Here is a 16,081-nt window from a genome sequence, read left to right as displayed (position 1 = left end):
CTTTGGTTAGCTTTCTTTTGTTGCTTATGACAAAAGAAAGTAACCCGCCGCTTTAGTGGCGGAAGCTTTTAGCGTTTGATATTGATCCTGATCTTGCTTGAGCGAAACGCCGCAAGATCAAAACAGCGCGGTCGCGGCTTGTGACCGAAGGAAATCCGGTAGAACGGCGCTCCTGCCCTCGCGACGATCCACTCCTTCTATCGATGACAAAGGCGTTGCGGATTCTGCGCGTCCCTTGGTCGCGGCTTACGCCGCTCCTACAGGAGCAGGTACATCGCGACTGCCCGGTTTCGCACGCGCGGCGTGGCTTACCCAGCTGATTCGGGACATCAGATAATGGCGGTAATAGGCTGATTTAAAAAGATATTCATGGCAGCCGCCATGCCTGACTGCCCATCCGAAAGCGCGAACAGCAACCTCAAACCTATCGCCGTCGCGAACGAATGACACCGGTTAACCTTCCGGTCTAGAATCGTCCCTACCCCGGCCCCGCCGCCGGCCCGGGGCCCCGACCCGACGGAGCTTTCGATGTTCCAAAAGACCTACCACGCCACCCATCCCGACATGATGGCCGGCGCCAGCAACGAGCAACTACGCGATCGCTACCTCATCGGCGATCTGTTCGCCGACGGCGAGGTTCGTCTCAATTACTCGCACAACGAACGCTTCGTCATCGGCGGCGCCGCACCGACCCACGCGCCGATCGCGCTGCCGCCGCACAGCGAGCCGGCCTCGGCGGCGGGCAAGTCGTTCCTGGAACGCAGGGAACTCGGCATCGTCAACGTCGGCCAGGGTGCGGGCAGCGTGCGCGTCGACGGCCAGACCTATGCGCTCAAGCCGAAGGACGGCCTTTACGTGCCGATGGGCACGCAGAACGTCGTGTTCGCTTCCGACGATGCGGCCGAGCCGGCCAAGTTCTATCTGGCCTCGACACCCGCGCATGCGCGCCACGAGACCGTGCACATCTCGATCGACCAGGCCGTGCCGCTGCAACGCGGCGCGTTGGAGACCTCGAACGAGCGGGTGATCTATCAGTACATCGTGCCGGCCACCTGCCGCTCCTGCCAGTTGCTGCTGGGCCTGACCGTGCTCAAGCCGGGCAGCGTCTGGAACACCATGCCGCCGCATCTGCACGACCGCCGCTCCGAGGTCTATTTCTACTTCGAACTGGGCGACCAGCGGGTCATGCACTTCATGGGCGAGCCGGCCGAGATGCGCCATATCGTGATCCGCAACGACGAGGCCGTCGTGTCGCCGCCGTGGTCGATCCACATGGGCTCGGGCACGCAGAACTATTGCTTCATCTGGGCGATGGGCGGCGAGAACCTCGACTACACCGATATGCACCAGCTCGACATCTGCCAACTCAAGTGAGGGCGCGCGCATGAATACCGATCCGCATCCGCGCAATCCGTTCGGCCTCGACGGCTCGGTCGCCCTGGTGACCGGCGCCAATCGCGGACTCGGCCAGGCCATCGCTCTGGCGCTGGCCCAGGCCGGCGCCGACATCGCCGCGGTGGCCAGCGGCACGATGGACGAGACCGCCGAACTGGTGCGCGGCCTCGGCCGCCGGCTAGTGCCCTTGCAAGCCGATCTGTCCAGTCTGGAACCGATCGACCGTATCGTCGCCGAGACGGTCGAAACCCTGGGGTCGGTCGATATCCTGGTCAACAACGCCGGCCTGATCCGACGCGCCGACGCGCTGGATTTCAGCGAGGCCGACTGGGACGCGGTCATGAACGTCAATCTCAAGAGCGCGTTCTTTCTTGCGCAGGCAGTGGGGCGCGGCATGGTGGCCCGCGGACGCGGCAAGATCATCAACGTCGCCTCGATGCTGTCGTTCCAGGGCGGCATCCGCGTGCCCTCCTACACCGCCAGCAAGTCCGGCCTGGCCGGCATCACCCGCCTGCTCGCCAACGAGTGGGCCGGCAAGGGGCTCAACGTCAACGCGATCGCGCCCGGCTACATGACCACCGACAACACCGCGCAACTGCGCTCCGACGAGGCGCGCAACCGCGACATCCTGGCGCGGATTCCGGCCGGACGCTGGGGGCAACCGGCGGACATCGGCGGCGCGGCGGTATTCCTGGCAAGTCGTGCCTCGGACTACGTCAACGGTGCGGTCCTGCCCGTCGACGGAGGTTGGCTGGCGCGCTGAGTGCCGTTATCCGCGGAGATCCACCATGATCCTGCCATCGATTCGCCGATGCTCGGCCGTTGCATCGACCTGCGTCTTCGCCGCGACGGCGATCGCGCCGGCTCATGCCGCGGCCCCGGCATCGAAGCCGCGCTCGGATTCGTATGTCGAGCAGGCTCGCGACATCGCGCAAGCGCAGCCGGGCCCGCACGAAGGCGAAGGCCGCACCACGGCCTATCCGTTCTTCGCCCAGGCCGAAGGCTTCGATATCGTGTTCCGTCAGCGCAGCCTGCATCCGGGCGCGAGCATCGGCGAGCACACGAACGACAAAGACGAGATCTATTACGTCCTGTCCGGGCGCGGCGAACTGATGCTCGATGGCCGCCGTCGCCAGGTCGGTCCGGGCGACGCGGTCCTCACCCGCAACGGCAGTCGCCACGGCCTGCGCCAACTCGGCGATGAAGACCTGACCATCATCGTGGTCTACCGCAAGCCTGCGCCCTGACCCGCCCGTGCGCTAGAAGCTCGCGCTGAGATTGAAGCCGAAGCTGATGTCGGCGGTCGGATAGCCGCGCGGTTTGGAGATCGGCGCGCCGGCGAACAGGTCGTAACTCAAGCGTTTCCAGCCGCCGCGTGCGCCGACCACGCCGCCGGCGAGGTCGCGGCCGATCAGCTCGGCGACCGAGCGGCCGCCGACGCGTCCGTAGTCGATGCCGACATAGAGCTCGGTGCCGCTCTGGCCAGGGACCCAGCCGAGGTCGTTGCGGATCAGCCAGCCGCGGTCGCTGACCAGGCTGGTTTCGCCGTCGAAGCCGCGCACCGAATAGCGGCCGCCGATCGCGAAGCGGTCCTGCGGGGTCAAGGGCGTGCGGTTCCATTGCGCCCGCAGCAGGCCGACATAGCGCAGCCGGCGCTCGCCACCGGCGAGCTTGAGCTTGAACGGCGCGGTGAGGCTGACTTCGGCGGTATACAGCTTCATCCGCGAAGTGCCTTCGCCGAAGCTCTCTTCGGGAGAGACGATGGAACCGAAGGCGCCGGTGCCGCGCTTGTGGGCGAGCGTGGCTTCGAGGGTCGCGCTGCCGACGAACTCCTTGTGGTTGAGGCTCAGCTCCCATCCGCCGACCACGCGGTGCTGCACTTCGATCTCGGTGTCGTCGACGAAGTTGCGCGAGGATCGACGGAAGGCCTTGAGCGCCATCGCAGTCTTGCGATGTTGGTCGCGGTACAGCAGGCGCGACAGCTTGACCTCGCCGTTGCCGCTCTCGCCCGAATAGACATAGGTCTGGTTGAGGCCGGCGACGCGCTGGTGATACTCGCTCTGCGATGCGGTCAGGGCCAGCGCCCAATAGCCGTACGGCAAGGAGTAATGCGCAGTCTGGCTTTCGTTGCCCTTGGCGGCGCCGTGGAACAGCGGGCTGGCCACGCCGTGGTTGGCGCTGACGTAGAACAGGTCGTTGAGGCCGAACGGATTATCCAGCGACAAGGTCGCGCCGCCCTGGTTGCGGCCGGTCGAATCGGTGCCGCTGTCGTCGAGGTTCAGGTTCACCCGCCAGTGGCGCGGCTGCACGTACTTGACCACCAGATCGCTGTCGCCGGGCCTGGCGTCCTTGGCGCTGGACGGCTCGATCTTGATGTCGGCGTCGGCGGTGGGCGCGCGCTTGAGGTTCTCCAGGCCTTGTTCGATGTCGCGCAGGTTCAGCAGGTCGCCGACGCGGGCCGGAATCGCGCTGAGCAACAGCGCCGAACTGCCGAGCAGCGGCGACGCCGAATCGGCGCCGAGCCGGATCGCGGCGATGCGCCCGGGCAACAGGGTCAAGCTCAGCGTGCCCTTCGACAGGTCTTGCGGCGCGGCGAGTACCCGCGTGGTCACCCAGCCCTTGGCGATCACCGCGGCCTGGACGCGTTCCATGACCACGTTGACGCCGTCGGTGCCCAGGCACCGGCCGAGCGCCGGATCGTCGCCGTCGGGGCCATCGAGATGATCGAGCGCCCATTGGAAGGACTCGGCGCGATCGCCGACCAGCAAGACACGGTCGATGCGGAAACACGGCGACTCGGATGCGGGAATGCGCTGGGTCGGCGCCGCCAACGCGGTCGGCAGGCGCTCGTCGATGCTGCGTTCGTTCTGCTCGCGCAACGCCCGCTCGCGCTCCTGCTGGCGTTGCTGCTCGATGATCGGTTGCGGCGTGGTGGCGACCTGGGCGGCGCAGATCGCTGGTGCGGCGACCGCGCAGGCGATCATCGTCGCGCGGGTGGTGACTCGCATCGCCTTGCGACAGGGATTGTTCAAAGCGCTTCCTCTGGGAAATCGTCCATGTTCAAGCAAGCCGCAATCGGTGCCGGCGAAAGCCCGCGAACTCAGCCGGGTTGAAACCGGTCTACTCGCTGATCAATCCGATCAACGCTTTCATGCCGGGATCGACAGGTCTATCGAGCAAATAGCGTTGCTTGATCGTCGCCAGCGCCAGGCGCAGTAAAGACCAACTCGACGAAACGATGGCGTCTCCGCGTTGCGCAGCCTCGTGCGAAGCCGCTCCGGTCCTGAGCAACGAAGTGGGGTGTCGCGCCTCGTCGAACAGCGAATGGAACTGCAGCCAAAGCGTCGAGTCGGAAGCGACGCTTTGCCCCGCCGGAACCGCCAGAAGCGCATCGGCCAGACCCCGGGCCCAAGCGTGATAACGCGCGGTGTACGAGAACGGGCGCCGGACCTGGAGGATCGAATGAGCCAGGTCCGGGCGTCCCCAAGCCAGCGCGACGACCGCGCATTCTATGAATCTCGCCTGGTAGCCATCCTGCCAATCCCGATCGGGCAACAGCGCATACTCTGCGGCGCTTCCTTGCAGCGCATCGAAATGGAGCGGCTCCACCGCGAACGCTTCGCCGAGCAGCGACCGGCTATACAGCTCGACCCTCACGAAGTCGTACCACCGCGCAGCTTTCAGCGTCGAGGTTCCCCATCCTCCTGCCCCCCCGCGCTGCCATCGCTCTGGCTCGGCTTCGGCGCGCTCGATCTGAGCGCGTACATAGCCCAGGAATTTCGCCGCCAGGTCGCTTTCGTCCGGAGCGCCGCAGAGCAGTTCCACGGCGCAGTCGAGATAGTGCGAGCTGACGGGCACGTCCATCCGAGACCAGAATCGGAACAGCCCTTCCCCGTCGATACGCTCGACCGTGCCCGGATAGCCCTCCGGCCCGAGATTAGCGGCCACGAACTCGCGCCATGCCTGCTGGGTGGATACCGCATTCATCGTTTGATCGGCTCTCTCACGCGGGGCAATACCGTGATGTTCGTCAGGGAGAATTGGTTGTTGGTGAGCTGGCGTATGTTGTCGAGTTGGGCGAGCGAAGGGTTGGAGCTCGGTCCGACGAAGAGCTGGACCAGGAAGGTCCTCCTGTCGATCTGATCCAACGCCGATATTTTGGCCAGATTGGGAATCGTCGGGTCGTTGAGGATCGTATCGCGCATGGACGCCAGGTTCTTGATGAATTGAGCCTCGCCGTTCTTGCCTTCGCCGAACGCGGTGATCTTGGGCATCGACCCCGATTTGTCTTCGACGATGACCAGTTGGTAGTTCCCGTTAGCATCTCTCTTGATGTAGGACGGATCGAAGCCGTTGTTGTTGCCTCGTCTCGCATCGACCATGCTCACGACGTCCACGGTCGAGCGGATGAAGCGCTCCGCGGCGCGCTCATGATCGACGTTCTGCGAACCGATGAGATTCTTGGGGTCGGTCGGCCCCCAGGCGAATTTATCGCTCGCTATCACCACCGGGATCGAGGTGCCGCTGGAATCCTTCATCGGCATGATCACATAGCCGGCCGGTGCAGGCAGTCCGATCGGCGGCGCTCCCGGCAACGGCGGATTCTGCGACGGCAGGCTCGGCACTTCCGCGCCGGCCCCGATCGGCTCGTAACGATCGGTCGCCGGGTTGTACCGGCTCACCGTGCCGTTGCGTTCGATGATGTCGACATCCTTGTCCCCGATCCGGATGGTCGTGGACTTGCCGGCCCCCACCTCGTCGGTGACCTGCCTGTTGCTCTTCCCGGGCGATACGTTGGACAGCATGGTTCCGAGCGCACTGACGAAGGTCCCGCGCCGCAACAAGGCCAAGGCGTCGGCTTCGTCCTTGGTCAGGTAACCGTTCGCGTATAGCGTGGCCGGCGTGGCGTAGGTCGAGCCGAGTTCGTTGGCGCCGATCGCCGCGAGCCGTTCCAGGTTGGCCTGGTACAGGGCCGCGACCTGACTCAGGTTGGTCCATTCTTCCGAGGTATAGGGATTGATGCCCTTGCCGCTGGCGTATTGCTTCAGCTCCAGCAGGTCCTCGCGCATGTCGTCGAGGTTCGCCCGGCACTGTTCCGGTGCCTGCATCGTGCAGCTCATGTCGATCTGGCGGTTGCGTTCGATGCTGACCTCGTTCCAATACGCCTCGCGCGCCTCGATGCAGGGCCCAAAGCCTCGGCAAGCAACGATTTCCTTGTTCTTCTGCACGACCTCCATGTGCTTGAGGTAGTTGTTGGAGGTGGCGGTATTGGCCAAATCCGCACCCAGGCCCGCATCGCCCAAGGCAGCGCCGACTGCGGCGCCCAACAGCGTCGAACCTGCCTTCACCAGGGCCTTGTAGGCGTCGCTCTTGGGGTCCAGGCCCTGACTCTTCAGGTACTCGCCGATCATCGGCGTCAACTGCTCGTTGATCGTGCCGACGGCGAGTCCGAGCAGCGCACTGCCGTCGCCGATCTTGGCCTGGATCGCGCCGGCCAATCCGTGCAGCAGGGTCTTCTCGATCGAGCCGTCCTGCCAGGCGGTGACCGGCCTGGGCGGCTCGCCGGCCGCTTCGGCGCGCTTTCTTTCGTCTTCCTGCGCCTGCTTGTTGAGTTTTTCGCTGACGTCGCCGATGACGCTGTTGACCACGCCGCCGACGATGTCGAGCGCGCGCTGGCGCTCTTTCGCTTCTTGCTGGCGCTTCGGAATCTCCTCGGCCTGTTGCAGGGTCAGGGTATTGACGAGCGCGCCGTTCGCGGTTTCGGGGTCGCGCACGGTCAGGGTGGCGACGTTCTCGCGGCTCTTGTCGTCGATCTCGGCGTTGCCGGTGCCGGTGATCCTGATATTGCCCGGGCTGATGACGCTGAGCGTATGGCTGCTCTCGTCGTTTTTCGCGGGCAATCCGGCGCCGCCGGTGAGATTCGCCAACGCCGTACTGGTCGCGCTCGATATCGCATTGCCCGCCAGGCTGGTGCCCTGCGAATACGCATTCGCCCCCGAGCTGAAACTCATATTCAGGCTCGAACTCGACGAATTGGTCTTCTGCTGGTTGACCAGGTCGCTGCTGGTCAGGCTGGCGGTGGTCAGGCTGTTCTTGTCCGGCGCCGCGGTGCTGGTGATGGCGCCGCCCTTGAGGTCGGTGTTGCCGCGCACGACGATGTCGTAGCCGCCGTTGCCGGCGCTGATGCCGCTTTGCCCGGTGGCGCTCTGGTAGAGGTGATTGACGCGCTGGCTCGAGGCACTGACCGAGCCCGAGACGTATTCGCCGTAGCAGATCGGCGGGATGCACAGGCTGAGGCTGAAGCCGCTGCTGCTTTCGCGGCTGACGTAGCTGGTGACGTCCTGCAGCGACTCGATGTTGAGATTCCGCCCGACGTTCATCTCGACGCTGTCGCCGGCCAGCTGCGCGCCGCGCAGGTTGGTGTCGCGGCCGCTCTTTACCTTGAGCGAGTCGGTGGCGGTGACGAGGGTGTTGTCGTGGCTGACCTCGAAGCCGGTCTGGCGTCCCGACTTGTTGCCGGCCTCGACCTGGATGCTGAAGCCGTTCTGCGAGCCGAAGCCGAACGTCACGCCGCCGCCGAGGTTGCTGCCCGAACTCGTGCCGAGGGTCGCGGCGGTGTTGCGCGCGGCGTACAGGTTGATGTCGCGCTTGGCGTCCAGGACGATGTCGCGTGCCTGCAGCTTGCCGCCTTCGACATTGATGTCGGACTCGCGGGCGGTGATGTCGATGCTGCCGGCCTGGATGTTGGTTCCGCGCTGACTGGTGCTGACCTTGACCGTGTCGGAACGCTCGCGCGTGCGGCTTTCGCTGACCGCGATGCCGAACGCCGCGCCGGACGGATTATTGGCCAGGGCCGCCTCGCTGCTGCCGGCGGCGACCGCGGAGGCGACCTTGGTCGGGTCTTGCGCCTGGCCGAAGCTGTTGACGCCGTTGGCGATCTTGTCGCTGCTCACCAGCTTGTAGGCGTCGTAGCCGGATTTCAGCACCAAGGCGCCGCGCAGGCGATCGTCGCTGGTGGTGCGCGCCGATTCGACCCGCTTGTACAGGCTGGTGATGGCGCTGCCGGCATAACCGGTGAGTTCGGCGCCGATGGTATGGCCGCTGCTCTCCTTGTGCTTCTTGCTGGCCTCGGTCGAAGTCGCGGCCATCAGGTTGACCGCGTTGCCGGAAATGCCGACCCGGTTCTTGGCCAGCAGGTTGGCGCCTTCGGTGGTGACGTTGCCTTGCCCGGTGCCCGCGTACTTGGGATCGGCGCCGGCATACAGGCTGAGGTTGCCGTTGTTGGCGCTGATCAGGCTGGTGACCGCGGTGCTGGATTGGCCGGTGCCGTCCTCGCCCTTGCGGGTGCGGCTGTAGAAGGTCTGCTTGGGCGCGTAACCGACGCGCAGATTGAGGGTACGGTCGTTCTTGTCGCTGGCCGAAATCGTGTCGCTGGTGTCTTGCGCGGCCAGGATGTCGATGTTGCGGCCGGCGGTGATGCCCACGTTGCGGTCCGCGATGACGTTGCTGGCGATGATCTGGGCATCGCGGCCGGCATCGATGCTGACGTTGCCGCCGTTGACGCTGCTGCCGACCTGTTCGGTGCTGCGGTTGATCTCGAACTCGCTGCGCGAGCTCTTGCTGTAGGTCAGACCGTCGGTCAGGTTGCGCTTGAAGCCGCTGCTCTTGCTGGAGGCAAAGCTCGCCGACTGCGAATGCTCCTGCGCACTTTCGATGCGCACGTCGCGACCGGCGCTGAGCACCGCCTGATTGACGGCGGAGACCTCGCTGCCGCGCACGACCAGGTCGTTGCCGGCCGACATCACCACGTTGTCGCCGCTGAAGCTGCTGCCGATGACCCGGGTTTCGCTTTCGCCGTCGAGCTTGTCGCTGCTGCTGCGCGAGAGCAGCTTCTTGCTCGAAGTATGGCTGACCGCGAGCATCGCGCTCGCGGACTGGCCGGCGTCGATGCGGATGTCGTTCTCGGCGCTGACCGCGAGGGTACCGCCGGCGGCCACCTGGGCCGCGCGCGCCTGCACGTCGTGGCCGGCGCTGATCGCGACGCTGCCGCCGCCGACGATCTGCGAGCCGACTTCGCGGCTATGCGCGGCGATGCCGCTGGCGGTGGTGTCGCCGCTGCTGCCGCTGACATGGGCCGAGGTGGAGAGCGTGACCGTACCGAGATTGACGTCGCGGCCGGCGTTGGCCAGCGTGCGGCTGCCCTGGCCGACATTGGAAAGGATCGCGCCGGTCAGGTTGAGGTCGCGTTCGGCCGAGGCCAGCAGCACGCCGCCCGGATCGGTGACGTAGACGCCGGCGATGCGGTCGATGTTGCTGCCGGTCAACAGACCGGTCGAGTTCTGGGTGGTGGTGCGGATGTTGATGTCGCGGCCGGCAGTCAGCACCGCCGAGTCGCGTGCGGTGATGCTGCCGCCGATATTGTTGAGGTCGTTGCGCGCGTCGATCGCCACGTTGGCGCCGGCGATGCGGCCGCCGAGGTTGTTGACGTTCTCGGCGGTGATCGACACCAGTGCGCGACCGGCGATGGTGCCGGTGTTGACCACGTCGCCGGCGCTGCCGATGCGTACCGCGTTGCCGGCGAGCAAGGCGCCGGAGCCGTCGATGTCGCCCGGACGCACGCGCACGTACACCTGCGGCACCAGCACGCGCTGGGTGCCGCCATCGGGCAGGCTCACGGTCTGTTCGACCAGCCAGACGATGTCGCTGGTCAGCTGGGCCATCTGCGCGGCGGTCAGGGCCACGCCCGGGCGCAGGCCGTATTGCTGGGCGAAGGTCGCACCGGCGTTCATCAGCGCGGTGTACTGGGTTTCGTCGCTGCCGAAGCCGTCGAGATAGCGATAACCGGTCAGCTGGGCGACCTGCTCGCGGATCAGTTTCTGCTCGTAGAAGCCGTCGCCGAGGCGCTTGAGCAGGTGCTCGGGCTGGAAGCCCATGCGGCTCAGCAGATAGTCGCTGCTCAACCACTGGCGGTGGTTGGCGAAGCGCGGGTCGGTCTCGATCAGATAGCGGCTGCCTGCATCCGGGCGCAGGCCGAACAGGCTGGCGCGCGGCACCGTCGCATTGGGCAGGCTTGTGCGCACGACCATCGGGATGGTCTCGTTGCTGCCGGTGCCGTCGGCGCCATTCGCACCGCCGGCCGTGCCGGCGCTGGCGCCCGAGGCGCGGATCACCGCGCCGACCTGAGCCGGCACTTCGACCAACGCGCCCGGACCGGCGCCGCCGTTCACCCCGCCCGCGCCGCCGCCGTGGGCGTCGACGTTGGCCGTGCCGGCCGCGCCGGGGTTGTAACCCTGCACCGCGTTGACGTTCTGCAGCGGGGTGTATTTCTCCAGGTCGATGGTTTCGTTGATGTCGGGGTGGCTGACGCTGCCCTGGATCTCGCCCTTGTGGTTCATGACGATCGTCGAGCTGACGATGCGGCGGTTGCCGGTCAAACCTTCATTGGTCACGTCGCTCGCGGTCAGGGTGCCGCCGGCGATGATCTTGCTGCTCTTGTTGTGCACGGCGCCGGACAGCGCCATGTCGCCGCCGGCGACGATGCGCGAGGGGTCGACATCTGTCGCGGTGTCTTCGGTGACCGCGTACGAGGTCGTCCACAGGCCGAAGCCTTCGACCGTCAACAACTGGCCCGGTGTGCCGTCGGGGTTGCGCAGATAGACGATCGGCGAGCCCATGACGAAGATGACTTGGTCGAGGGTGTAGAAGCCGCTGCCGCCGATCGGCGCCAGCAATACCGTCGGAGCCTTCGGCGGCATCGCCTGCGGCCCCTTGCGGATGTGCACGTCCCAGTTGTTGATGCGGCCCATCGCGATCGACAGGTCGCCCAGCGACTCGATGTCGGCGCTGAAGTTGTTGAGCGTGCCGCCCTGCCCGGTCGCCTCGCGCTCGCCGTTGAGCGCACCGCCGATGAACAGGTCGCCGGCGCTGAAGATCAACGCGTGCTCGCGGTTGTTGAGGGTGCCGGCGCCGATGTCCAGGCGGCTGCGCGCGGCAATGGTGCCGGCCTTGATCGTGCCGCCGACGTTCTCGGCGTCGTTGTTCACGGTGCCGGCGCCGATCGAGACGAGGTCGCCGTAGACGCGGCCGGTGCCGATGTTGTTGAGGGTGCCGGCGTCGAGACGGGTGTCGTGGCCGTCGATGAGGCCGCGGTTGGTCAGCGTGTCGGCGGCGCGGACGATGGTGGTGCCGGCGCTGATTTCGGCGCCCACAGTGTTGTCGACGTTGCGCCCGGCGACGGTCAGGGTCTGGCCGGCGACGAGTTTGCCGTGATTGGTGAAGTTGCCGGTCGTGGTGTAGCTGACGTTGCCGTTGGCGCCGACTTCGCCGTTGTTAATCACGTCCTGGGTCAGGGCGATGCTGAGGTCCTTGCCCGACACCGCGCGGCCGTCGCCGCTGAAACGCGCGGCGTCGATCTTGAGCAGCTTGTCGGCGACCAGGGTGCCGTTGCCGTTGATCAGGTCGAGCGTCTTGGCCGCCGGGTTGGCGGCGTTGGGATCGACGATCGCGACGGTGTCTCCGGCCGAGATCAGGCCAGCGCGGTTGTCGACGGTGCCGCCCGTGACGATGGTCGCGATCGCATCGGCGCGGATCGCACCGGAGCGGTTGTCGAAGCCGCCGGTGTTGATCGCAACGCTGCCGCCCTCGATGCCCAGGTTCGCGCCCGAGGTGCCGGCGTTGACGACGTGGCCGGCATTTAGGGTGGTCTTGCCGAGCGAGCGGATCAGCGCGCCGCTGTTGTCGAGCGCACCGGCGCTGATCGTGAGATCGCCCTTGGCCTGGGTACGGCCGCCGCGGTTGTCGTAGGTCGCGCCATGGGTGTCGATGCTGACGCCGCTTTCGCCCAGCACCGTGCCGCCGCTGTTGCTGACCGCGCCGGTGCTGGCGACCAAGGCCTGCTTGGCGCCGATGAAGCCGGCGTTGTTGTTCAGCGTGCCGGTATTGAGGGTCAGGGTATCGGCGCTGCTGATGCCGCCCTGGCCGTTGCTCGCGCCGGCGGCGTTGGTGTTGATCAAGGCCTGGCCACCGGTATCGATGCTCATCGCCTTGCCGGACTGGATCACGCCGCTGTCGTTGTTCAACAGGCCCGATTTCAGGGTGACGGTTTGGGTGGCCGCCAACGCGCCCTTGCCGCTGTTGTCGAGGGCATTGCCGCGGGTATCGACCGACAGGCTGTCGCCGAACACCTTGCCGCCGCGATTGCTCAAGCCGCCATTGGCCAGCATGGTGCGGGCGCCGGCCTGCAGGCTGCCGCCGTCGTTGCGGGTCAGGCCGGCGGTGGCGATGTCGAGGTTGCCGCGCACCGCGGCGACGGTGCCGCCGCTGTTGTCGAGGCTGGCCGCAAGGATGCGGGCATTGCCGTTGCCGGCGATGGTGCCGCCGATGTTGGTCGCGGCGCCGCCCTGGGTATCGACGGCGACGTCGCCGACCGAGGTGATGCGGCCGCTGTCGTTGTTCAAGCCCCCCGCGCGCAGGCCGACGTTGCCGCCGGCGCCGATCTCGCCCTTGAGGCTGTTGTCGAGTAGACCCTCGACGCTGATGCCGAGTGCCGAGCCCTCGGCTGCACGCAGGGTGCCGGCCCGGTTGCTGAGGCTGCCGGCGGCGACGCGGGTCTGACCGTTGCTGGCGAGGATGCCGCCGCTATTGTCGAGCACGCCGCGCACGCCGATGCGCGTGTCGGAGGCGCCGGTCTGGACGATCTGTCCGCCGCGATTGCTCAGCTCGCCGGCCTCGATGGCGATCTGCTTGGCGCTGGTCTTGCCGCCGTCCTGGTTGAAGGCGTCGGCCAGCTCGACGAGCAAGCCACCGTTGCCGGTGATGTGGCCGTTGTCGCCGTCGAAACGGCCGCCGGCGATCTTCAGCGCGCCGCTGCCGGCGTGTTCGATCTTGCCGCCGCGGTTGCTGATCGCCGCGCCCTGCAGCCCCAGGTCCTGGCCGTTGCTGGCGATGCGGCCGCCGTCGTTATTCAGCGTACCGCTGACCGCGAGCGTGCTGGCCGCGGTGCCGGTCTGGACGATCTCGCCGCCCTGGGTGTTGGCGATGTTGGCGGCGCGGACATCGAGTTCGCCGGCATTGAGCTTGCCGGCTTGGTTGATCAGCGACTGCGCGCCGTTCGTGTTGGCGACGACGCTCAAGTGGCCGGCCGTGGCCACGGTGGCGCGGCTGGTGTCGACGTTGCCTTGGGTGGCGGTCAGCGCGATCTCGGCAGCGCTGGTCTGGCCCGCGGAAATATCCACGCTCGCGCCCTGCAGGGTCGCCTTGCCGGCGGCAAGCTGGGTGCCGTGGGCGACCAATGCCCCGGCGGTGGTGACCTGCAACTGGCCCGCCCCGGCGAGTTTGCCGTCGGCCTGGATGCCGGCGCCGAGCACGCCGCTGCCACCGCCTTGCAGGCTGCCGGCGGCGATCAGTGCGTTGCGACCGGCGGTGATGCTGCCGTCGTTGCCCAACACGCCGCCGGTCGTGATCGTGACGTCGTTGGCGCCGCGCAGGCTGCCGCTGTTGGCGAGGCTGCCGGCTTGCAGATGCAGGTCGCCGGCCGCGCCGATCTGGCCCTGGGCGTTGCTCACGGCGCCGACCACGTTCAAGCGCGCGCCGGCCTGCGCCGACTGGATGCTGCCTTTGGCGTTGTCGAGCGTGGCGGCGGTCAGGCCGACATCGCGATTGGCGATCAAGGTGCCGGCGTTGTTGATCGCCGCGCCGCTCACCGCCGCGGCCAGGACACCGGTGGCGGCGATGGTGCCGCCGCTGTTGTCGAGCGTTCCGCCGACCGCGAGCTGGGCGTCGCTGGCGCTGGTCAGCGTGCCGCCGCGATTGAGCAGGTCGCCGCTCGCGCTGATGTTCAAGCGTCCGGCGTTGAGCTTGCCGCCGCTGTTATCGAACTGTTCGACCCGGGCGTTGAAGACGTTGCCGATATTGAGCGTGCCGCCGCGATTGTCGAAGCGCGGCTGATCGACCGTCATGTCGGCGACGCTGAGGCTGCCGCCCTGGTTGTCCAGGTCCGCGCTGTGCAACGCGATCCCGCCGCCGGCATAGATGCGCCCGCCGTCGTTGCGCAGCGTGCCCGCCGCGGCGATCAGGCCTGGCGACGGCGGCTGGTACGGCGGCGGCACGACGCCACCGCCTTCGCCGCTGCCCGGAGTGCCGCCTCCGTTGCCTGGTGTACCGCCACCAGGCGTGGTCGGTGGCGTGCCGCCATTGCCCGGCCCGGTGCCCGGTGTCGGCGTTTGCGCGATCGGCTCCAGGCCGATGTTGCCGCCGCGGTTGCTCAGGCTCGGCGCGCTCAAGGCCAGCGCCGCGCCGCTGGTCTGGCGCAAGGTGCCGCCGCGGTTGTCGAGGTCGCCCGCGCTGTTCAACTCCAGGCGCGAGCCTTCGAGCGTGCCGCCTTGCTCGCCGATGCGATTGTTGAGGGCGCCCTGGGTGGCGATCTTGAGGTTCGCGCCACTGGACACGCGGCCGCTGTTGTCGAACGTCGATGCGCTCAGGCTCGCGTCGGTCGTGGCCTGCAGGGTTCCGATGTTTTCCAGGCGCCCGGCGCTGGTGACGACGAGTTGGCCGGCGCCGGCGAGCTGCGCCGCCGACGTCGACGCCGCCTGCACCGTGCCGGCATTGCGCACACCAAGGCCGGCTTCGGTGCCGACCAGGACGATCTTGCCGGCGTACATGCCGCCGAGTGCCGCCACATCCAAGGCATAGGTCGGTGTGCTGCCGGAGGCGCCCGCCGCGGCGACCTGGGCGTGATCGGCGGAAATCTGATTGGCGCCGGTAACGACCTTGAGCTCGCTGGCCCAGATGCCGGCGTTGGCCTGCACCGCGCGGGCGAGGATCGCGGCGTAGTCGGTCTTGCTGGCGTCCAGGCCCTTGCCGTCGATGGTGATGGTGCCGCCGCGAACCAGGAAGCTGTCGAGGCCACCGAAGGAATTGAACTGCGGCGTGCCTGTGGTCAAGGTGGCGCGGCTGGCGTTGATGAAACCGCCGCCGTCGACCGCGATGCCGGCCGGGTTGGCGATGATCACTTCGGCGCGTTGGCCGCCGACTTCGAGGTAACCGCGCAGGCGGCTGGCGTCGCCGCCGTTGACCTCGTTGAGGATGATCCGCGCCGGCCCGGTGGCCAGATTCGGATTGCCCTGCACCCAACCGCCGAGTTGAGTCTGGACGTTGCCGCGGCTGTTGTTGAGGATCGCGCCTTCGGGACCGACATTGAACTGCTGGTAGACATTGCGGCTCACACCGGCCGCCGACGGTGTCTGGATGTTGACCAGGGGCACGCCGTTGGGCGCGGTCAGCAGCACCGGGCGCTGCGTCGCGGGCGCTTCCGGCGCCGCGATCATTTGTCCCTGGCTCGGCGAAGCCGATAGTGCGGCGACCAGGACCACCGCCGCAGTCAGCGGTGTGGTGGCGCGGTGCGCGCACGCGCCCTCGCCGTCCTTGGCGAGTGCCGGCTTCGTCCCGGAAGCCGACGCGTTCGGTTGCGTGCCGTGAGCACGCGCACGGGCGATGCGAGGCGGAAGGCGGGTCATGGTCTGTCGTCCTTGAAAGAATGGCGCGTCGCCGCCGTTGGCCTCGCACCCCGCAGGGCATGAGCTGGCGTTCGCCTATAGAGACGAGGCAACGGCGGCGATCCCTACCCCGCCCCCTGCAATCGCCGTGACGTGCGACTCAGGTCACACTATCGCGCCGGTAACGGCGTGGA

6 protein-coding genes are annotated in these 16,081 nt (G+C 67.2%); 3 read left to right on the top strand and 3 right to left on the bottom strand.

All coding sequences use genetic code 11. The features are described from left to right. Nucleotides 1-528 precede the first annotated feature (528 nt). The 3 genes from kduI to ACTJJK_RS12575 are packed head-to-tail and all read left to right on the top strand — an operon-like array spanning nt 529 to nt 2,642. Nucleotides 529-1,374, top strand: coding sequence for a 5-dehydro-4-deoxy-D-glucuronate isomerase (gene kduI, locus ACTJJK_RS12585; protein ID WP_408949847.1), 846 nt, complete (start codon nt 529-531; stop codon nt 1,372-1,374). 10 nt (nt 1,375-1,384) lie between these two features. Continuing rightward, the gene (gene kduD / locus ACTJJK_RS12580) at nt 1,385-2,158 is read left to right on the top strand and encodes a 2-dehydro-3-deoxy-D-gluconate 5-dehydrogenase KduD (protein WP_440730367.1); all 774 of its coding nucleotides are present in this window, start codon (nt 1,385-1,387) and stop codon (nt 2,156-2,158) included. 25 nt (nt 2,159-2,183) lie between these two features. After that, nucleotides 2,184-2,642: a cupin domain-containing protein gene (locus tag ACTJJK_RS12575; protein ID WP_440730366.1), complete on the top strand. Its 459-nt coding sequence runs from the start codon at nt 2,184-2,186 to the stop codon at nt 2,640-2,642. Nucleotides 2,643-2,654: 12 nt separating this feature from the next. On the opposite strand, the gene ACTJJK_RS12570 is transcribed toward ACTJJK_RS12575, so the two are convergent. The 3 genes from ACTJJK_RS12570 to ACTJJK_RS12560 form a co-directional block, all read right to left on the bottom strand. Beyond that, nucleotides 2,655-4,427: a ShlB/FhaC/HecB family hemolysin secretion/activation protein gene (locus ACTJJK_RS12570; protein ID WP_223621814.1), complete on the bottom strand. Its 1,773-nt coding sequence runs from the start codon at nt 4,425-4,427 to the stop codon at nt 2,655-2,657. Nucleotides 4,428-4,515: 88 nt separating this feature from the next. Next, on the bottom strand, nt 4,516-5,382 hold the full coding sequence (locus tag ACTJJK_RS12565; RefSeq protein WP_031370141.1) for a hypothetical protein: 867 nt from the start codon (nt 5,380-5,382) through the stop codon (nt 4,516-4,518). Then, nucleotides 5,379-15,908 (bottom strand): hemagglutinin repeat-containing protein, encoded by a 10,530-nt coding sequence (locus ACTJJK_RS12560; protein ID WP_440730365.1) that lies wholly within the window; start codon nt 15,906-15,908, stop codon nt 5,379-5,381. The genes ACTJJK_RS12565 and ACTJJK_RS12560 overlap by 4 nt, the downstream gene beginning before the upstream one ends. Nucleotides 15,909-16,081: the final 173 nt, after the last annotated feature.

The sequence above is a fragment of the Lysobacter sp. 22409 genome (assembly GCF_052045105.1).
GTDB lineage: Bacteria > Pseudomonadota > Gammaproteobacteria > Xanthomonadales > Xanthomonadaceae > Lysobacter > Lysobacter antibioticus_B.
This window is presented reverse-complemented; position numbering and strand designations above follow the sequence as displayed.